Origin of the sequence: Streptomyces crystallinus (assembly GCF_039521265.1) — a bacterium.
Lineage (GTDB): Bacteria > Actinomycetota > Actinomycetes > Streptomycetales > Streptomycetaceae > Streptomyces > Streptomyces crystallinus.
In genome coordinates this window covers 40,411-60,621 of the sequence record NZ_BAAACA010000031.1, presented here as the reverse complement: position 1 = coordinate 60,621, position 20,211 = coordinate 40,411, and the positions used below count along the sequence as shown (strand labels likewise).

Here is a 20,211-nt window from a genome sequence, read left to right as displayed (position 1 = left end):
CCGTGGTGGGCCGGTCGCGCAGTTCCCCGCGCCCCTAAGTACCCAGGGGCGCGGGGAACCGCGCGACTGACTCAGTCCTCGCCGAGGTACGTCTTGCGGACGTTCTCGTCGTGGAGGAGGTCCTGCCCGGAGCCGGAGAGCTTGATCTCGCCGACCTCCATCACATGGGCGTGATCCGCCAGGGACAGCGCGGCCTGGGCGTTCTGCTCCACGAGCAGGATCGTGGTGCCCTGGGCCTTGAGCTCGACGATGGTCTCCATGATCTTCTGCATCATGATCGGGGAGAGCCCCATCGACGGCTCGTCCAGCATCAGCAGCTTGGGCTGGGACATCAGCGCCCGGCCCATCGCGAGCATCTGCTGCTCACCGCCCGACAGCGTGCCGGCCGCCTGCTTGCGCCGCTCGCCCAGGATGGGGAACAGCTCGTAGGCGCGCTGGATGTCCTTCTCGATGCCGTCCTTGTCGCTCCGCAGAAACGCTCCGAGCTGGAGGTTCTCGGCGATGGACAGCCGCGGGAAGATATGCCGGCCCTCGGGGGAGTGGGCCAGCCCCAGCGCGACGATCTTGTGCGCGGGGATGTTCGACAGGGGCTTGCCGTCGAAGGTGATGCGCCCGCCGGAGGGCTTGAGCAGCCCCGACAGCGTCCGCAGGGTCGTCGTCTTGCCGGCGCCGTTGGTGCCGATGAGCGTGACGACCTGGCCGGCCTCGACGGTGAAGGAGATCCCCTTGACGGCCTCGATCTTGCCGTAGGCGACGCGGAGGTCCTCGACTTCCAGAAGAGCGGTCACCGGGAGTCTCCTTCGGTACGGGTCTTGCCCTGAGCGTCGGCCTCGGGGGAGGCGGTGTCGGGTGCGGCCTCGGGCTCCGGCGCGGCTTCGGGCTCCGGCGCGGCCTCGTCCCGCGCCTCGGGCTCCGGCGCCGCCTCGGCCGCTGCCCCGGAGTCGGGTGCGGCCGGGGCGGCCCCGTCCTCCGAAGTCGCGTCCGCCGCCGCTGCCGCCGCCTCGACCTCCGCCACTTCCTCGGCGCCGGGCGCTCCCTCGAACGGCGTACCGAGGTACGCCGCGATGACGCGCTCGTCGCCCTGGACGACGTCCGAGGTGCCCTCGACCAGCTTCTCGCCCTGCATCAGCACCGTGACGCGGTCGCACAGGTTGAAGATGAAGCGCATGTCGTGCTCGATGACGAGCACGGCGATGCCCATGTCCCGGATGGCGAAGACCAGTTCCTCGGTGGCCCGGGTCTCCTGCGGGTTCATCCCGGCGGTGGGCTCGTCCAGGAGCAGCAGCCCCGGCTCGCTCGCCAGCGCCCGGGCGATCTCCAGCTTGCGCTGCTCGCCGTAGGGCAGGTTGCGGGCGAGGTGGTCCGCCTTGTGCTCCAGGCCGATGAACTCCAGGAGTTCCATGGCCCGTTCGCGGGACTTGGCCTCGGCCTTCTTGAAGCCGGGGCCGCGCAGCAGGGCGGACCAGAGGCCCTCCTTGGTGCGGGTGTGCCGCCCGACGAGCACGTTCTCCAGGACCGTCATGTTGGCGAAGAGCCGGATGTTCTGGAAGGTGCGCGCGATACCGGCCTGGGTGACCAGGTGCGGCTTGGGCGGGAGCACGGTCCCCTTGTAGGAGACCTTGCCCTCGGTGGGGACGTAGAGCCCCGTGAGGCAGTTGAAGAAGGTGGTCTTGCCGGCGCCGTTGGGGCCGATGAGACCGACGATCTCGCCGCTGTTGACGGTGAGGTCGACATTGCGTACGGCGGTCAGACCGCCGAACCGCATGGTGACGCCGGCCGCTTCGAGCACCGGGCTGGGGGCGATGGTGGTGGTCATATGGGTTACGCCTCCGCCTTGGTGACGCCGACGGTGGTGTCCGGAAGTCCCTGTTCGGGCACGTCCAGCTGGCCGGTCTCGTGGAATTCGAGCTGGCGGCGCCGGTTGGCGACGATGCCCTCGGGGCGGAACCGCATCAGCAGGATGAGGGCGACGCCGAAGCCGAAGAGCTCGTACTCCTTGAGGAAGCTCAGCTTCTCGGGGATGAGGTAGAGCATCGAGGCGCCGAGCAGCGGGCCGCTGACCGTGCCCATGCCGCCGAGGACGACGGCCGCGAGCAGGAAGGCCGAGTTGGGCGGGGCCGCGCCGGCGAACTGGAAGGGGCTGGGCACCACGCTGTAGTTGACGTGGGCGAAGACCGTGCCCGCGAGACCGGCGAGCGAGGCGCCGAGGGCGAAGGCGATCAGCTTGACCCGGAAGCCGTTGATGCCCATGGCGGTGGCGGCGGTCTCGTCCTCGCGGATGGCGATCCAGGAGCGGCCGATACGGGAGTTCGCGGCGCGGTTGAAGACGAGCACGATGAGCGCCGTGATCAGCAGCATCAGGAACAGGTAGTTGCCGAAGCGGCCGATGGTGCGGCCGGCGATGTCGTGCGCGGCGCCGAGGTTGAACCCGAAGATCTCGAGGTCGGGGATCTGCGAGATGCCGTTGGGGCCGTTGGTGAGGTTGGGGCCGGAGGCGCCGTCGAGGTTGTTGACGGTGATCCGGAAGATCTCTCCGAAGCCCAGGGTGACGATCGCCAGATAGTCGCCGCGCAGCCGCAGGGTCGGTGCGCCGATGATCACGCCGAAGACCAGTGAGGCGCCCATGCCGATCAGCGCGGCGGCCCAGAACGGGACCTGCACCCCGGAGAAGCGGGAGAACTCGGAGCCGGAGACCAGCGCCGCCGCATAGGCGCCGACGCCGAGGAAGGCCACGTAACCGAGGTCGAGCAGACCGGTGAGGCCGACGACGATGTTGAGGCCGAGGGCCACGGTGCCGAAGATGAGGATGTTGGCGCCGAGGTTGGCGTTGTGGTCCTCGCTCTGGGTGAAGGGGAAGACCACGGCCGCGAGGAAGACCGCGGTGGTCGCGAACCCCTTGTGCCGGACGTTGAGTTCGGTGAACCGCTCGAAGAGACCGGCGGCGAACAGCGCCATCGAGCCGAACAGCACCAGGAGCAGCAGACCGATGAAGGTCTCGCTCTCCTCGTCGTTGACGCCGATGCCGTAGGTGAAGACGACCAGGCCGAGCGCGGTCGCCAGCGAGATGACCAGGCGCTGTGCCCAGCTGGGCAGCGGCGCGGCCGGCGGGATGGCGTCGGGCTTGGCGATGTGGTCGCGCAGCGAGCGGCCCGGGCGGGGCAGCGCGAGCGCGCCCAGGACCGGGATCAGCGAGGCGACGGCCGCGACGAACCCGCCCGGCTCCAGGTTGGCGATGCCGCCCAGGTCGTACGAGATGGCGATCACGGTGTACCAGACGACCGCGAACGCGGAGACCGCGGCGAGGAGCACCGGGTTGTTGCTGCCGCCGGGGTTGAGCCAGCCGAGGCCGCGCACCCCGTAGCCCGCCAGGGCGTAGAGGAGGGTGAGCGCTCCGGCGACCAGGGTGAGGGTCTGGAGCCCGGCCGGGTAGCCGGTGACGGTGAGGTCGCCGGGGAACTCGGAGGTCCAGGTCCAGGCGAGGAAGGTGGAGGCGATCGTGGCGACGGCGCCGACCGCGACGAGCAGCCGGGCCGCGGACACGGGCAGCGGGATGACTCCGCGCGGCTCGGCCGGGGTGGCGACGTCCTTGATGGTGCTGGTGGTCATGGAGATCACGCCCTGTCCGCGACGCGTTCGCCCACCAGGCCTTGTGGCCTGAAGAGCAGGACGAGAATGAGGAGGACGAACGCCCAGACGTTCGCCCAGCCCGAGCCGCCGAGCTGCTGCATCCCGGGGACGTTGGCGATGTACGCGCTGGCCATGGTCTCGGCGAGGCCGAGGACCACACCGCCGATCATGGCGCCGTAGATGTTGCCGATACCGCCGAGGACGGCCGCGGTGAACGCCTTGAGACCGGCCTGGAAGCCCATCTCGTACTTGATGGAGCCGTACTTCAGGCCCCAGGCGACACCGGCGACGGCGGCGAAGATGCCGCCGATGGCGAAGGCGATCATGATGATGCGGTTGGTGTCGATGCCCATCAGCTGGGCGGTGTCCGGGTCCTGCGCGGTGGCCTGCATGGCGCGGCCGGTGCGCGAGGAGCGCACGAACAGCGCGAGCGCCGCCATGCACAGCGGGGCCGCCGTGATCAGGAAGATGTCACCGGAGCCGAAGGTGATCGAGCCGACGTGGAACGGCCCGCCGGGGAGCTGCGGGAACGGCTCGTCGTTCTTGGCCTTCGGGTACCAGTTGAAGACCGCCTGCTGGAGCGCGAGCGAGAGTCCGATCGCGGTGATCAGTGGCGCCAGGCGTGGCGCGCCGCGCAGTGGTCGGTAGGCGAAGCGTTCCGCTCCCAGTGCGATGAGCACGGAGACGAGGGCGCCGCCGATCAGCATCAGAGGGAGGGCTATCCACATGGATATGCCGTCGGGCAGCACGTAGAGGTAGACCGTGAGTCCGCCGAAGGCGCCGGTCATGAAGATCTCGCCGTGGGCGAAGTTGATGAGCTGGACGATGCCGTACACCATCGTGTAGCCGATGGCGATCAGCCCGTACATCGAGCCGAGGAGCAGCCCGTTGGCCAGCTGTTGCGGCAGAGTGTGCACCGCATGGCCTCCATGTGGATGGGGAGTGAGTGCAAGGGGAGTAGACGTCGGGCCGCGCGGTAGACGGTTGTCGTGGCCGCGCGGCCCTGTTGTCGTGCGGGTGGAGCGGTGGTGCTGTGCTGGTGCGGTGGAACGGGTGGTACGGGTCCTACGGTCCAGCGGGTCGTACAGGGGCCGGGGCTGGATCGATCAGCCGGCGTTGTACGTGCCGCTCTTGACGGCCTTCCACTTGCCGTCGGTGACCTGGTAGACGGTCAGCCGCTTGTTGGTGGTGTCACCGAACTCGTCGAACGAGACCTTGCCGGCGATACCGTCGAACTGGCTCTTCTGGACCTCGGCGACGATCTGCTGGCGGGCGTCGGCCGGGACCTTGCCGTCCTTCACCACGTTGCCGACCGCCTTGATGATCGCGGTGGCGGCGTCGTACGAGTAGCCGCCGTAGGTGCCGTAGTCGCCCGGGTACTTCTTGTCCTTGTACTTCTGGATGAAGTCCTTGGCGGCGGGCAGTCCGTCGACCGGCTCGCCGACGGAGGTGGCGAGGTCGCCCTCGCTCGCCTTGCCGGCGGTGGTGATGAAGGTGTCGGAGTAGATGCCGTCACCACCGAAGAGCGGGACCTTGACGCCGGAGTCCTTGAGCTGCTTGGTGACGATCTGCGCCTCGTCGTACTGACCGCCGTAGTAGACGAGGTCGGCACCCGAGTTCTTGATCTTGGTGACGAGGCTGGCGAAGTCCTTGTCGCCCACGTTGACGTGGTCCTCGCCCGCGACCTTGCCGCCGGCCTTGGTGAAGCCCTGCTTGAAGAGGGCGGCCAGACCGGCGCCGTAGGTCTGCTTGTCGTCGACGACGAAGACGCTCTTCTTCTTCAGCGTGTTCACCGCGTAGTCCGCCGCGAAGCCGCCCTGGATGGCGTCGGTGGTGGCGGTGCGGAAGTAGGTCTTGAACGGGCGGGTCTTGTTCCCGGCCGCCCAGTCCTTGCCCTGGGTCAGGGTGGGGTTGGTGTTCGACGGGGAGATCTCGACGAGGTTGGCGGTCGCGAAGACCTGCTGCATCGTCTGGGCGACGCCGGAGTTCAGCGGGCCGACCACACCGAGGACGTCCTTGTTGGCGACGAGCGCGGTGGCGTTCTGCTGGCCGGTCGGCGGCAGCGCCTTGTCGTCGAGCGCCTTGACCGCGAACTTGACGCCCGGGACCAGGTTCTTGGCGTTGGCGTCGTCGACGGCGATCTGCACGCCATACTGGATGCCGAGGCCGGTGGCGGAGTTCTGGCCGGTCAGCGGGGCGTCGACACCGATGATCACGGTGGTCGTCTTGCCGCCGCCGCCGTTGTCGTCCTTCTTGTCGCGCGAACCGCACGCGGTGAGGGTGAGCGCCCCCGTGGTGAGCACGGTGGTGAGTATGAGCAAGGAACGGTGTCGCACGATATGTCCTCTCCCTGGCGCGACGTCTCCGCTGAGACGTCGTGTGACTCGCCGGGCCGTACTGGGGTGGTACCGGTGGCCGTGCAGCAGACGCGCCCGGCGGCGCGGTGACTGGCCGTGACTCTAGGCGCAGGTGGCGGAGTCGGGGACCAGGGAAGGTCAGGATGTGACTTTCTTGTTATGACGAGCGGACACGCCGAGGGGAGCTCTGTGGACAGATGGGGGCATTGGTGAGCCCGAAGAGCGCCCACATACTGAGAATTCCCAGTTCCGCTAAGGGGCTTGAGCCGATCTTGCTACTGACAGAGGGGGTTGCCGGGGGTACCGGCCCCACCTGCGGTGATGCCCCGCGGTGCGGATTTCCGTAATGATCTTGTGAAAGTGGACCGGAGGGGCTGATCCCGTTTATCCATTTCGCCCGAGTTACAGAGCGTTACGATCGGGAGTGGCCGGAAGGTTGGTATGGACCCGGTAACGGCCCGCTTGCCGCCCCTAGTGCCGACCACCCCCCATGGCTCCATGCGCGGCGGAGCACTCCTGTCGCGCTTCCCGGTCGACGAGGCGCAAGGCGGCGTCGACACCGTGCGCGCGCTCCTCGCCCCTCGCCGCGGCGACGACCCGCTCATGGATCTCGTGCTGATCGATGGAGAACCCCTTCTGCTCCCAGTCGAGCCCCGACCAGCGGTTGCCCTGGATCACGGCCCGCGCCCAGTACCCGACGAGCTGCCGGCAGTCCTCCTCCGGGGTGCTGGTGGTGGGCGCCGGGACGGCTGTGACAGGAGATGCGCCGCCCCTGCCTCCACCCGAACAGCCAACCCCGACGCCTCCGAGCACCAGCGCACAAACCCCGACCGAAACGACCCCTCGCCCCACCACGCGCCACGCCCCAAGGGGGTGTCCGGTTCCTGATGGCGTGCCCATGGGGCGAACGGTAGGGGGTCACGATCGGTGACACAACTGGGGTGGGGGATAAGGGGGTTGGGGGCCCGGTGTTTGTCTGCGGGTGGGTGGTGGGCTGGTCGCGCAGTTCCCCGCGCCCCTGATGGGGCCGGTGTTTGTCTGCGGCTTGGTGGTGGGTTGCTCGCGCAGTTCCCCGCGCCCCTAGGTAGTACGGCCTCTAGGTAGTGCGGCCTCTGCGGGGATCAGAAGGAGGCTGGCATCGGCGGCGGTGGCCAGAGGGGGCGGGGCGGGGGCGACTGTTCCTTTGGGGTGCGCGGGGCTCTTGGCGGGCGCGGAGGAACAGGGGCCGCAGGCCCCGTTCCTTCAGGGGCGCGGGGAACTGCGCGACCAGCCCCCACCGGCCCGCAGGCGAACGCGATGCGGGGTGCGGCGGCCGCAGGCCCCGCCGAAATGGGGGAGCAGGGACGCAGCCCCGCCGGGGCGGCAGGGGACGGAGCTTTCGCTTGGAGTGGGGCGCAGGGGGCGGAGCCCCCGCAACCGGGGTCCGGGGGCAGAGCCCCGGGAGACCAGCTGCACCCCACCCACCCCCGGAGGGTTTAGGGAAGGGGCGGGGAGGGGCGACTCACCCCGCAGAACCCCCCGCATCCCGCAACAAGCAAGTCAACCGAGCAGAACAGACCCGCCGCCCGCCCTCATCCGTGATCACCACTTCATACGTCGCCGTCGACCGCCCCCGATGCACCGGCGTAGCCACCCCCGTCACCAGCCCACTCCGCACCCCCCGATGATGCGTGCAGTTCAGATCCACCCCCACCGCCACCTTCGAGGCGCCCCCGTGCAGCATCGCCCCCACCGACCCCAGCGTCTCGGCCAGCACGGCCGAAGCCCCGCCGTGCAGCAGCCCGTACGGCTGGGTGTTCCCCTCGACCGGCATCGTGCCGACGACCCGCTCCGCCGAGGCCTCCAGGACCTGCACGCCCATCCGGGTGCCGAGGTGCCCCGCGGAGAACAGCGCGGGCAGGTCGACGCCCAGCGCCGCGTACTCGTCGAGGACCTCCTGCGGGAACTTCACCTTGCTCTGCTCACCCATGGGCGGGACTCCGATCGTGGTCCGGTTCCGTCTGGCCGTCGGCAGGCCCGATCCGCGGTGCCGGCCGACCTGACTGTCGGCAGGCCTGGTCCCAGGGACCCGGCCGGCCTGTCTGAGCGAACGCTTAGACGGTCGCCGATTGTTCCAGACGTACGATCACGGACTTGCTGGCAGGGGTGTTGCTGGTGTCCGCCGTGGAGTCCAGCGGCACCAGGACGTTGGTCTCCGGGTAGTACGCCGCCGCGCACCCCCGCGTCGTCGGGTAGTACACGACCCGGAACCCCGGCGCCCGCCGCTCCACGCCGTCCTTCCACTCGCTCACCAGGTCCGCGTACGAGCCGTCCGCGAAGCCCAGCTCCCGCCCGTCCTCGGGGTTGAGCAGGATCACCCGGCGGCCGCCCTTGATGCCCCGGTAGCGGTCGTCCAGGCCGTAGATCGTGGTGTTGTACTGGTCGTGCGAACGCAGGGTCTGGAGCAGCAGCCGCCCCTCGGGCACCGTCGGATACTCCACCGGCGCCGCCGTGAAGTTCGCCTTGCCCGTCGCGGTCGGGAAGCGGCGCTCGTCGCGCGGCGCGTGCGGCAGCCGGAAGCCGCCGGGCTCGGCCACGCGCGCGTTGAAGTCCTCGAAGCCGGGCACCACGCGCGCGATGCGGTCGCGGATCGTCGCGTAGTCCTGCTCGAACTCCTCCCAGTTCACCCTGGAGCCGGCGCCCAGCGTGGCGCGCGCGAGGCGGGCCACGATGGCCGGCTCGGAGAGCAGGTGCGGGCTCGCGGGCCGCAGGTTGCCGCGCGAGGAGTGCACCAGCCCCATCGAGTCCTCGACGGTGACGAACTGCTTGCCGCTCTTCTGTACGTCCTTGTCGGTGCGCCCGAGCGTCGGCAGGATCAGCGCGCGCCGCCCGGTGACCGCGTGGGACCGGTTGAGCTTGGTCGACACATGGACGGTGAGCGAGGCACGGCGCATCGCGGCCTCGGTGACCTCGGTGTCGGGGGTGGCCCCCACGAAGTTGCCGCCCATCGCGAAGAAGACCTTCGCCCTGCCGTCGCGCAGCGCCTCGATGGAGCGCACCACGTCATAGCCGTGGTGGCGCGGCGGCGCGAAGCCGAACTCCTTCTCCAGGGCGTCCAGGAACGCGGGCGCCGGCCGTTCGAAGATGCCCATGGTGCGGTCGCCCTGGACGTTCGAGTGGCCGCGCACCGGGCAGACTCCGGCGCCGGTGCGGCCGATGTTGCCGCGCAGCAGAAGGAAGTTGACCACTTCCCGGATGGTCGCCACCGCGTGCTTGTGCTGGGTCAGCCCCATCGCCCAGCACACGATGGTGCGCCGGGAGGAGAGCGCCATGGAGAGCGTCTGCTCGATCTCCGCGCGCGTGAGCCCCGTCGCGGCCAGCGTCTCGTCCCAGTCGGCCGCCCGGGCCGCCTCGGCGAACTCCTCGTACCCATGGGTGTGCTCGCGGACGAACAGCTCGTCCACGGCCCCCTCGGTCTCCACGATCAGCTTGTTGAGCAGGCGGAACAGGGCCTGGTCGCCGCCGATGCGGATCTGGAGGAAGAGGTCGTTGAGCTTCTGGCCGCCCAGCGCGAGGCCCTTGGCGGTCTGCGGGTTCTTGAAGCGCTCCATGCCCGCCTCGGGCAGCGGGTTCACCGAGATGATCTTCGCGCCCGCCCGCTTGGCCTCTTCCAGGGCCGAGAGCATCCGGGGGTGGTTCGTGCCCGGGTTCTGCCCGGCGACGATGATCAAGTCGGCCTGGTGCAGATCCTCCAGGGAGACGCTGCCCTTGCCGATCCCGATGGTCTCGGTGAGCGCCGAGCCGGACGACTCGTGGCACATGTTGGAGCAGTCCGGCAGGTTGTTGGTGCCGAACTCGCGAGCGAAGAGCTGGAGCAGGAACGCCGCTTCGTTGCTGGTGCGCCCCGAGGTGTAGAAGAGCGCCTCGTCCGGCGAGTCCAGCGCCTTCAGCTCGTCCGCGACGATCTCGAACGCCCGCTCCCAGGTCACCGCCTCGTACCGGTCGGCGCCCTCCGGCAGATACATCGGCTGGGTGATCCGGCCCTGCTGGCCCAGCCAGTACCCACTGCGGCCCGCCAGGTCGGAGACCGGGTGCGCGGCGAAGAAGTCGGGTGTAACCCGGCGCAGCGTCGCCTCCTCGGCGACCGCCTTCGCCCCGTTCTCGCAGAACTCCGCCACATGCCGCTTGTCGCCCTCCGGCCAGGCGCACCCCGGACAGTCGAACCCGTCCTTCTGGTTGACCTTCAGCAGCGTCCGCGTCGCCCGGGCCACGCCCATCTGCTGCTGGGCCACCAGCGCCGTGTACCCGATCGCGGGAAGTCCGGCGGCGGCGTGCTTGGGCGGCGCGACCTGCGGCGCGTCCTGAACCGGGTCCCCAGCGGGCGGCTTGGTGGCCATGGCGCTCCCCTTCGAGCGACGTGTGCGATACGTACGGTTCCGATCCTGTCACGGGGCACTGACAGCCGTCCCGGCGCGGTCCCCGCAGCGCACTGTCCGGGATTGTCAGTGGGGCGTGGCAGGATCGGGGACGTGGCTGAGACGGCATCGAAGAAGACCCCAGACAACCGACCGCGCCTGCTCCTCATGGACGGGCACTCCCTGGCGTACCGGGCGTTCTTCGCGCTGCCCGCGGAGAACTTCACGACCGGGGCGGGTCAGCCGACCAACGCCGTGTACGGCTTCATGTCGATGCTGGCGAACACGCTGCGTGACGAGTCGCCCACGCACTTCGCGGTGGCGTTCGACGTGTCCCGCAAGACCTGGCGCTCCGAGGAGTTCCCGGAGTACAAGGCGAACCGCTCCAAGACCCCCGACGAGTTCAAGGGGCAGGTCGAGCTGATCGGCGAGCTCCTGGACGCGATGAACGCCCCGCGCTTCGCGACCGACGGCTTCGAGGCCGACGACATCATCGCGACGCTCGCGACCCAGGCCGAGGCCCAGGGCTTCGAGGTCCTCATCGTCACCGGCGACCGCGACTCCTTCCAGCTGGTCTCGGAGCACGTGACGGTGCTCTACCCGACCAAGGGCGTCTCGGAGCTGACCCGCTTCACCCCGGAGAAGGTCGAGGAGAAGTACGGCCTGACCCCCCAGCAGTACCCGGACTTCGCGGCGCTGCGCGGCGACCCGTCCGACAATCTGCCGGGCATCCCGGGCGTGGGCGAGAAGACCGCCGCGAAGTGGATCAACCAGTTCGGCTCCTTCGAGCAGCTGGTCGCGCGCGCCGACGAGATCAAGGGCAAGGCCGGGCAGAACTTCAGGGACCACCTGGAGGCCGTCAGCCTCAACCGCCGCCTCACCGAGATGGTGCGCGACGTGGAGCTGCCCAAGGCCCCGGCCGACCTGGAGCGCGTCGCCTACGACCGTACGGCGCTGATCGGCGTCCTGGACGTGCTGGAGATCCGTAACGCCTCGCTGCGCGAGCGGCTGCTCGCGGTCGACCCGGGCGCCGGCGAGGAGGAGGCCCCGGCCCCCGCCGCCGGAGTGGAGCTGGACGGCTCGGTCCTGGGCGCGGGCGAGCTCGCCCCCTGGCTCGCCGAGCACGGCTCGGAGCCGCTGGGCATGGCCACCGTCGACGCCTGGGCGCTCGGCACCGGCAGTGTCAGCGAGATCGCGCTGGCCGCCGCCGACGGCCCCGCCGCCTGGTTCGACCCCTCCGAGCTCGACGAGGCCGACGAGCGCGCCTTCGCCGCCTGGATCGCGGACGCCGCCAGGCCGAAGGTCCTGCACAACGCCAAGGCCGCCATGCGGGTCTTCCCCGAGCACGGCTGGAGCGTCGAGGGCGTCACCATGGACACGGCCCTCGCCGCGTACCTGGTCAAGCCCGGCCGCCGCTCGTTCGCCCTGGACGCGCTGTCCGTGGAGTACCTGGGGCGCGAGCTCGCCCCGGTGGCCGCCGACGGCCAGCTCGCCTTCGGCACCGACGACCAGGCCGAGGCCGAGGCCCTGATGACGCAGGCGCGCGCGGTCCTGGACCTCGGCGCCGCCTTCACCGAGCGCCTGGAGCAGGTCGGTGCGGCCGACCTGCTCCATGACGTGGAGCTGCCCACCTCGGCCCTCCTCGCCAAGATGGAGCGGTACGGCATCGCGGCCGACCGCCCGCATCTGGAGGCGATGGAGCAGCAGTTCGCGGGCGCGGTGCAGCAGGCCGTGAAGGAGGCGCACGCCTCGGTGGGCCGCGAGTTCAACCTCGGCTCGCCCAAGCAGCTCCAGGAAGTCCTCTTCGGCGAGCTCGCCCTGCCCAAGACCAAGAAGACGAAGACGGGCTACACGACGGACGCCGACGCCCTGGCGTGGCTGGCCGCCCAGACCGAGCACGAGCTGCCGGTCATCATGCTGCGCCACCGCGAGCAGGCGAAGCTGCGGGTCACCGTCGAGGGCCTGATCAAGACCGTCGCGGCGGACGGCCGCATCCACACCACCTTCAACCAGACGGTCGCCGCGACCGGCCGCCTCTCCTCGACCGACCCCAACCTCCAGAACATCCCGGTGCGTACGGACGAGGGCCGCGCCATCCGCCGCGGCTTCGTGGTCGGCGAGGGCTTCGAGTCGCTGCTCACCGCCGACTACAGCCAGATCGAGCTCCGGGTGATGGCCCACCTCTCGGAGGACGAGGGCCTCATCGAGGCCTTCACCTCCGGCGAGGACCTGCACACCACGGTGGCCTCCCAGGTCTTCGGCGTCGACAAGACCCAGGTCGACCCGGAGATGCGCCGCAAGATCAAGGCCATGTCGTACGGCCTGGCGTACGGCCTCTCGGCGTTCGGCCTCTCCCAGCAGCTGAACATCGAGGCGGCGGAGGCACGCGGTCTGATGGACACGTTCTTCGAGCGCTTCGGCGGCGTACGGGACTACCTCCAGCGCGTGGTGGAGGAGGCCCGGGCGACCGGGTACACGGAGACGATGCTCGGCCGCCGCCGCTATCTGCCGGACCTCAACAGCGACAACCGCCAGCGCCGCGAGATGGCCGAGCGGATGGCGCTCAACGCCCCGATCCAGGGCACGGCCGCGGACATCGTCAAGGTCGCCATGCTCCGGGTGGACAGGGCGCTGACCGAGGCGGGCCTCACCTCCCGTCTGCTGCTCCAGGTCCACGACGAAATCGTGCTGGAGGTCGCCCCGGGGGAGCGCGAGAAGGTCGAGGCCCTGGTCCGCCGGGAGATGGCCTCGGCCGTGTCCCTGCGCGCGCCGCTGGACGTGTCGGTGGGCGCGGGCGCGGACTGGGAGTCGGCCGCGCACTGACCACCGGGCCCGGACCACCGGGCCCCGAGGAGCTGCCCGCCGGGTGCCGCACCCGGCGGGCAGCTCCCTGTACGGCGAGGGGAACCGATTCTCCGCCATATCCGGGAAGCCGCCGGGTGACGAAGCGGTGAAAAGGTGAATAAGGGTCAGGGGGCGGTGTCGCGCCACCCAGTGGGTCCGTTAGGGTCTCCTGAGGCCTGCGCTGGGGAGCGCGAACTGCTGACCACGGGGAGGGGCTGGACGTATGGCACCGCAGATCGGTCGACGGCTGCGCAAGGGAGCGACCACGACTGCCGTGGCCGCGGCGGCGGTGGCGGCGCTCTCCGCCTCCCAGGGCCCCGGCGTCCTCGCCAACGGCCCGGCGGGTGAACACGCGGCGTCCGGCACCCCGACGCCTCCCCCCGGAGCCCCGGCCAGCGGCAACTCGCCGTACTACACGGACCTCCCGCCCCTCGTCTCCCCGAACCCGCCCGGCACCCCGGCCACCGGCTCGCCCGTCCTGGGCGCGGACGACCAGGGCATACCCGCGACCATCCTCGACGCCTACAAGAAGGCCGAGGCCGAGGTCGCCCGCGACCGGGCCGCCTGCCACCTCCCCTGGCAGATACTCGCGGCCATCGGCAAGGTCGAGTCCGGCCAGGCCAACGGCGGCCGCGTCGACGCCAACGGCACCACCCTCAGCCCCATCCTCGGCCCGGTCCTCAACGGCGTCGGCTTCGCCAACATCACCGACACCGACCACGGCCTGTACGACAGCGACACCGTCCACGACCGCGCTGTCGGCCCCATGCAGTTCATCCCCTCCACCTGGGCGACCTCCGGCCGCGACGGCAACGGCGACGGCCGCAAGGACCCCAACAACATCTACGACGCCTCGCTGGCCACCGCGTACTACCTCTGCGGCAACCGCGACCTCGCCGTCCAGGACGACCTGGACAAGGCGGTGCTCAGCTACAACCACTCGCAGGAGTACCTGACCACGGTCCTCAGGTGGTTCGAGTACTACAAGCGCGGCTCCCACGAGGTCCCGAACGGTACGGGCGTGCAGCCGGGCACCCGCAGCGACGTCCCGGCCCAGCGCCCCGTCCGCACGGCCCCGACCCCGGCGCCGCACCCGACGACGCCGAGCCCGACGCCGAAGCCCACCCCGTCCAAGCCGGGCCCCACGCCGACGCACCCGGAGCCCTCCAAGCCGACCCCGAGCAAGCCCAGCTCGCCCAAGCCGCTGCCGTCGAAGAAGGCGAGCACCTTCGAGGACGCGGGCACCGCGCCCCTGACGGCGACCGCCGGCTCCTCGTTCGCCGGGCAGGCCAAGGTGCGGGTCCTGGACCAGCTCGGCCGACCGCTGAGCAAGGCGACCGTCCGCTTCCAGGTCACCGGCGCCACCGACGCCCGCTTCCCAGGCGGCGCCACCCAGGTCACGGTCGCCACCGGCGCCGACGGCCGCGCCACCGCCCCCGCACTCCAGGCGGGCGAGCAGACCGGCAGCTTCACCGTCCAGGCCACCGTCGTCGGCAGCGCGCTGCCCGAGCTCAAGTGGACCGCCACCGTCGATGCCCGCCAGGCGGACACCCTGACGCGCACCGACACCAAGGAGCTGACGGCCGCCCCCGGCGCCGAGTTCGCCAACTACGTCGAGGTCAAGGCCACCCGCAAGGGTGCCGTCGTCCCCGGCATCGCCGTCGCCGCCGCGATGATCGTCACGCCGGAGGCGCCCGCCGCCGGCACTCCGTCCGCCGACACCAAGGTCAACGACAAGGGCCCCTACTTCAAGGACGCCAAGGGCAACCCCATCCGGTCCCTCAAGGATCTGAAGACCGACGCCAACGGCGTGCTGCGGCTTCCCAAGATCTACGCGGACGGCCAGACCGGGACCTTCGTGCTCCGCCTCACCACCCCCGGCGGCGCCACCCTCGACCTCCAGCTCAAGGTCGCCTGACCACCACCTCGCCTCCCGCGGCCCTGCGCCGCCGTCGTCTCCGGACCGCCCCCGCCGCCCCCAGCGCAGCGGGGGCGGTTCCACGTGTTCTCATCTCATCCCCGCGTTGCTACGGTGCCCCAATCCTGACGCCCCATCAGCTCCGGGAGGCCGAGCATGCGCGCCCTCGTCGCCGCGGCCATCGGGCTCGCCGCCGCCCTCGCCATCGTCCTGACCGTCTCCGCGATCGGCGGCCCCGAGGGCAGCACCTCGCCCAAGCCCCTGCTCACCACCGTCCCCACCGCCCCCGGGGCCATCCCGCCGGGGAAGTAGAGGAGAGCCGGCCGCATGCGACGCAAAGCCAGCCTGATCCTGCTCGCCCTCGCCGTCTTCTTCGCGGCCCTCTCACCGCTGCTGCGCTGGTATGCCTTCCCCCGGCTCGCCAAGGTCCCGCCCAGCCAGTACCAGGAGACGGTTCTTGAGGCCAAGAACGCCACCCTCATCGACTACAAGCAGTTCAAGTCCGTGACGGTCCCCAAGGTGACCATCGTGCAGACCCTCAAGGGCAACGTCGGGGAGTCCCGGAAGATCGAGAAGACCGCCGGCAAGGACGTCGTCGTCTGGGACTCCCTCACCTATGTGCTCGACGACAAGGGCCAGTTCGTCTCCAGGATCCCCGAGCGCTATGTCTTCGACGCCCACAGCCAGGCCCCTGTCCACGCCACCGGCGAGATGGTCGACGGCGACCCGGTCAAGCGCGAGGGACTCGAGTTCAAGTGGCCCTTCCTCACCGAGAAGCGGGACTACGAGTACTTCGACGCCCAGACCCGCACCACCGCCCCCATCCACTACAAGGGCACGAGGACCTTCCACGGACTGAAGGTCTACTACTTCGAGCAGACCATCCCCTGGACCCGGGTCCCCTTCCCCAAGGCGATGCCCCTCGGCGTCACCCCCGAGGTCGCCCAGCAGACCGGGCTCACCCGCTGGTACTCCACCAAACGGATGTTCTGGGTCGACCCCGTGACCGGCGGACCGGTCAACGGCGAGGAGGTCCACCAGGAAGAACTCCGCAACGCCACCGCTCTGTTCGGCCAAGACAAGATCACCGCCTTCTCCGGTCATGTGAAGATGCGCGAGGACTACGTCGACCACACGGTCGCCCTGATCAAGAAGAACCGCACCCTGGTCCTTCTCCTCACCTCCTACCTCCCCTGGGGCTTCCTCGGACTCGGCATCGCCCTGCTCGCCCTCTCCTTGTGGCTGGAGGCCCGCAGCCGCCGCCCCGGCACCCCCGCACCCGAGACCCGTACGGAGCCGGAGCCGGTCGGCGCGTGACACCCGCGAGCGTGTGACGCCGGCCGGCAGGCCATCCTCGCTCCGACAGCTCGCCTTCTCCAGATCACCGTTTGAGCCGCGCGTTGGTGTGGCGCGTCGGCTGGGCCTGGGAAGGGTCCTCCGGCCAGGGGTGCTTGGGGTAGCGCCCGCGCAGCTCGGCACGGACCGCCCGATAGCCCTCCCGCCAGAAGTTCGCCAGGTCGGCGGTGACCGCGGCGGGACGCCCGGCCGGGGAGAGCAGATGTATGAGCACGGGCACCCCGGCGATCTCCGGCGTCCCCTCCAGCCCGAACATCTCCTGGAGCTTCACCGCCAGCACCGGCTGCGCGCCCCCGTACTCCACTCTGATCCGCGACCCGCTGGGCACCTCTATGCGCTCCGGCGCCAGCTCGTCCAGCCGCGCTGCCTCGCCGCTCGCCCACGGCAGCAGCCGGTTCAGCGCCTGCCCCGCCTCCAGCCGCCCCAGATCGGCCCGGCGTCGCGCCCGGGAGAGCTCCGGCTCCAGCCAGTCCTCGGCCCGCGCCAGCAGCGCCGCGTCGGACACGTCCGGCCACGGCTCGCCCAGTGTCCGGTGCAGAAACGCCAGCCGCTCCCGTAGCCCCACGGCATCCCGCGACCACCGCAGCAGTCCTATGCCCTCCCTCGCCAGCCCGTCCAGTAGCGCCTCCCGCACCAAAGCGGGGTCGGGCTGTTTCAAGGGCCGTACGGACAGCTCCACCGCGCCCAGCCGCTCCACTTCCCGGGCGACGACATCGCCGTCCTCCCAGCGCACCTCCTCGCCCTCGGCCCCCAGCGGTCCGGCCACCACGCGCGCGATGCCCTCGTCCACGACGGCGGCCAGCCGTACCCGCGCCGAAGCCGCCTGCACCGGCCGGTCCGCCACGGCCACCGCGAGCCATCCGGCACTGCGCAGGCCCGACCCCTGGCCGAGCTCCGCCCGCGTACCGGACACCATCAGGAACGAGCCCTCACCCCGAGCCCGCGCCACCCGCTCCGGAAACGCCAGCGCGGTGACCAGCCCGGCAACGGCGTCATCCGATCCCGACGCGGCGCCCGATCCCGATCCCCCAGCCCTCGGAGCAACTTCCGGGCCGACACCAGCCAGAGAGAAGGACGTGGCACCCAGCCCCGCCACCTCCGTCGCCCCCGCCGCCGCCGACGTCAGCCGCCGCACCTCCTGACGCCAGCGCGCCCCGTATCCATCCCCGCCCCGGCGGGCCGTGCGCCAGGCCGCCGCCAGGTCGTCCCCGTACTCCCTCGGCGGCTCCTCGCTCAGCAGCGCCACCACCTCGGCAGCCCGGCGCGCGCCCACCTCGGCCGCGCCGTCCAGGAGCGCCCGGGCCAGCCGGGGGTGCACCCCGAGCCGCGCCATCCGCACGCCCCGCTCGGTGGCCCGGCCGTCCTCGTCCACCGCGCCGATCGCGGTCAGGACCGAGCGGGCCGCCGCCATCGCCCCGGCGGGCGGGGGATCGAGCAGCGCGAGGCCACTCGCCGTGGGATCGCCCCAGCACGCGGTCCGCAGGGCGAAGGACGCCAGGTCCGCGATCTTGATCTCGGGGGAGGGGAAGCGCGGACGCCGGGCGTCGTCGGCGGGTGCCCAGCACCGGTACACCGTGCCGAACGCCTCCCGGCCCGCGCGGCCCAGCCGCTGGGTCGCCGCCGCGTCCGACACCGTCACGGTCGCCAGCGAGCCGAGTCCCCGGGCGTGGTCGACACGCGGCTCGCGGGCCAGCCCGGAATCGACCACGATCCGTACGCCCGGCACAGTCAGGCTCGACTCGGCCACCGAGGTCGCCAGGACCACCCGCCGGCGCCCCTCGCCGCCGCGCAGCACCGCGTCCTGGACCGCTGTCGGAGCCCGCCCGTGCAGTTGGAGGACCTCGGCGTCCACGCCGTCCAGCATTCCGGCCGTCCGGGCGATCTCGCCGGTGCCCGGCAGGAAGCAGAGCACGTCCCCTTCGTGCGCGGCCAAGGCTTGGCGGACCGTGGCCGCGACATGGCGCAGCAGCTGCGGGTCGACCCAGGTGCCGTGCGACGGGCGGATCCCGGCGGGCGGCGGGGCATAGTGGACCGCCGCTCCGTGGCCCTCGCCCGTGCTCCGCACCACCGGCGCGGGGCCCGAGCCCTCGGCCACTGTCAGCAGCTGGGACCAGGCCTCCGCGTCGCTGGTCGCGGAGGCCGCGATCAGCTGGAGCTCCGGACGCAGGGCGGCCCGCACGTCTACCAGGAAGGCGATCGCGGTGTCCGCGTCGAGGTGGCGTTCATGGCACTCGTCGAGCAGCACCACGTCCACCCCGGCGAGCTCGGGGTCGCGCTGGAGCCGTTGCAGCAGGACGCCGGTGGTCACCACTTCGACGACCGTGCCGGGGCCGGTGCGGCGCTCCCCGCGCACGGAGAATCCGACCGCGTCCCCGACCTCCTGGCCGAGCAGCCACGCCATCCGGCGGGCGGCGGCCCTCACCGCCATCCGCCGCGGCTCGGCGACCAGCACCCGCCGCCGTGGCCATATCCCGGTCAGCCCGGCCAGGGCCAGCGGCACCAGCGTGGTCTTGCCGGTGCCCGGGGGCGCGGACAGGACCGCCGTGCCGTGCCCGTCGAGTGCGCTGAGCAGCTCGGGCACGGCATGGCGAACGGGAAGACGCTCGATCGCGTCGGTTCGGATCACGACCACAGTTTCGTACGTCCCGGCCCGGGCCGGTTTCCGGTCGTCCACAGACCAGCTGGTTTGTGGGCTCGTATGACTAATGGGGGCGGGAGGGAGGGGGAGCCCAGACCCAAGCCGATCCCACGCGGCCCGCCCCGCCGTCCTCGGGCCCCGTCCCCCTCGGGGCCCTGTCCCCCTCAGGCCCGTCCCGCGTGCCCCACCCCGACCCGACCGTCCGGCCCTAATCCCGCTCGCACACGAAGATCGCCGTGCCCGGAATCAGATTGCCCCGCAGCGGGGACCAGCCGCCCCACTCCTGGGTGTTCCAGGCCGGCCATTCCGGCTCGACCAGGTCGACCAGCCGGAAGCCGCCCGCCACCACGTCGCGGACCCGGTCGCCCAGCGTCCGGTGGTGCTCGACGTACACCGCGTGCCCCGTCTCGTCCTGCTCCACGTACGGCGTGCGGTCGAAGTAGGACGCGGCCACGCTCAGCCCCTCCGGGCCCGGCTCGTCCGGGAACGCCCAGCGGATGGGGTGCGTGACGCTGAAGACCCAGCGCCCTCCGGGCCGCAGCACTCGGCGCACCTCGCGGAAGACCCGCACCGGGTCGGCCACGAAGGGAACCGCCCCGTACGCGGAGCACGCGAGGTCGAAGGAGCCGTCCGCGAACGGCAGCGCCCCCGCGTCCGCCTCCACCAGCGGAACCGCCCCTCCGTCGATGCGCAGGGCGTGCTGGAGCTGGCGGTGCGAGAGGTCCAGGGCGACCGGCCGGGCGCCCTGGGCGGCGAGCCAGCGCGCGCACTGGGCCGCCCCGGCGCCGATCTCCAGGATGTCGAGTCCCTTCAGCGACTCCACGGGGCCGAGCAGCGCCGCCTCCGCCTCGTCCAGGCCCTCCGGCCCCCAGACGAACCGGTCGTCCCCGAGGAACGCTCCGTGGTCCGTCTGGTACTCGTCGGCGTTGCGGTCCCACCAGCCGCGGCTCGCCCGGCTGCTCTCCGCGTCACTCGCGTCACGCCGCGTCGCCTCGGGCTCGTATTCGGCCTCGTACTCTTGGATCATCGTGCCCGTCGTTGTAGTTTGCGCAGAACGCGAGCGCGACTTCGGCCGCG

14 protein-coding genes are annotated in these 20,211 nt (G+C 71.2%); 4 read left to right on the top strand and 10 right to left on the bottom strand.

Going from position 1 to position 20,211, the window contains the following annotated elements; all coding sequences use genetic code 11:
• Positions 1-71 precede the first annotated feature (71 nt).
• The 8 genes from ABD236_RS22575 to ABD236_RS22540 form a co-directional block, all read right to left on the bottom strand.
• Positions 72-788, bottom strand: a complete 717-nt coding sequence (locus ABD236_RS22575; protein ID WP_344076051.1) for an ABC transporter ATP-binding protein — start codon at positions 786-788, stop codon at positions 72-74.
• Positions 785-1,816, bottom strand: a complete 1,032-nt coding sequence (locus ABD236_RS22570; protein WP_344076049.1) for an ABC transporter ATP-binding protein — start codon at positions 1,814-1,816, stop codon at positions 785-787. The genes ABD236_RS22575 and ABD236_RS22570 overlap by 4 nt, the downstream gene beginning before the upstream one ends.
• 5 nt (positions 1,817-1,821) lie before the next feature.
• Positions 1,822-3,606, bottom strand: coding sequence for a branched-chain amino acid ABC transporter permease (locus ABD236_RS22565; RefSeq protein WP_344076046.1), 1,785 nt, complete (start codon positions 3,604-3,606; stop codon positions 1,822-1,824).
• 5 nt (positions 3,607-3,611) lie between these two features.
• A complete protein-coding gene (locus ABD236_RS22560; protein WP_344076044.1) occupies positions 3,612-4,544 on the bottom strand; it encodes a branched-chain amino acid ABC transporter permease in 933 nt (310 codons plus the stop codon).
• A gap of 189 nt (positions 4,545-4,733) precedes the next feature.
• Positions 4,734-5,963 (bottom strand): branched-chain amino acid ABC transporter substrate-binding protein, encoded by a 1,230-nt coding sequence (locus ABD236_RS22555; protein ID WP_344076042.1) that lies wholly within the window; start codon positions 5,961-5,963, stop codon positions 4,734-4,736.
• Positions 5,964-6,455: 492 nt separating this feature from the next.
• Positions 6,456-6,662 (bottom strand): hypothetical protein, encoded by a 207-nt coding sequence (locus tag ABD236_RS22550; RefSeq protein WP_344076040.1) that lies wholly within the window; start codon positions 6,660-6,662, stop codon positions 6,456-6,458.
• Between the two features lie 823 nt (positions 6,663-7,485).
• Entirely contained in the window at positions 7,486-7,953 is a 468-nt protein-coding gene (locus ABD236_RS22545) for a PaaI family thioesterase (RefSeq protein ID WP_344076038.1), read from the bottom strand.
• A 124-nt stretch (positions 7,954-8,077) separates the two neighbouring features.
• Positions 8,078-10,360: an FdhF/YdeP family oxidoreductase gene (locus ABD236_RS22540; RefSeq protein ID WP_344076036.1), complete on the bottom strand. Its 2,283-nt coding sequence runs from the start codon at positions 10,358-10,360 to the stop codon at positions 8,078-8,080.
• A 132-nt stretch (positions 10,361-10,492) separates the two neighbouring features.
• Here ABD236_RS22540 and polA point away from each other — a divergent pair, with 132 nt between their 5' ends.
• The 4 genes from polA to pgfA all read left to right on the top strand — a co-directional run bounded on the left by polA (position 10,493) and on the right by pgfA (position 16,457).
• Positions 10,493-13,201, top strand: a complete 2,709-nt coding sequence (gene polA, locus ABD236_RS22535) for a DNA polymerase I (RefSeq protein WP_344076034.1) — start codon at positions 10,493-10,495, stop codon at positions 13,199-13,201.
• Between the two features lie 244 nt (positions 13,202-13,445).
• Positions 13,446-15,140, top strand: coding sequence for a lytic transglycosylase domain-containing protein (locus ABD236_RS22530; protein WP_344076032.1), 1,695 nt, complete (start codon positions 13,446-13,448; stop codon positions 15,138-15,140).
• Positions 15,141-15,296: 156 nt separating this feature from the next.
• The gene (locus ABD236_RS22525; RefSeq protein WP_344076030.1) at positions 15,297-15,452 is read left to right on the top strand and encodes an SPW_0924 family protein; all 156 of its coding nucleotides are present in this window, start codon (positions 15,297-15,299) and stop codon (positions 15,450-15,452) included.
• A 15-nt stretch (positions 15,453-15,467) separates the two neighbouring features.
• Positions 15,468-16,457 (top strand): cell envelope lipid trafficking protein PgfA, encoded by a 990-nt coding sequence (gene pgfA / locus ABD236_RS22520; protein WP_344076028.1) that lies wholly within the window; start codon positions 15,468-15,470, stop codon positions 16,455-16,457.
• Between the two features lie 64 nt (positions 16,458-16,521).
• Here the strand turns inward: pgfA and hrpB are convergent, their stop codons facing one another.
• Together hrpB and ABD236_RS22510 are read right to left on the bottom strand one after the other, a co-directional pair.
• Positions 16,522-19,122 carry an ATP-dependent helicase HrpB gene (hrpB, locus tag ABD236_RS22515; RefSeq protein WP_344076026.1) on the bottom strand — a complete coding sequence of 867 codons (2,601 nt, stop codon included), beginning with the start codon at positions 19,120-19,122 and terminating at the stop codon, positions 16,522-16,524.
• Positions 19,123-19,342: 220 nt separating this feature from the next.
• Positions 19,343-20,161, bottom strand: a complete 819-nt coding sequence (locus ABD236_RS22510) for a class I SAM-dependent methyltransferase (protein WP_344076024.1) — start codon at positions 20,159-20,161, stop codon at positions 19,343-19,345.
• Between the last annotated feature and the right edge of the window lie 50 nt (positions 20,162-20,211).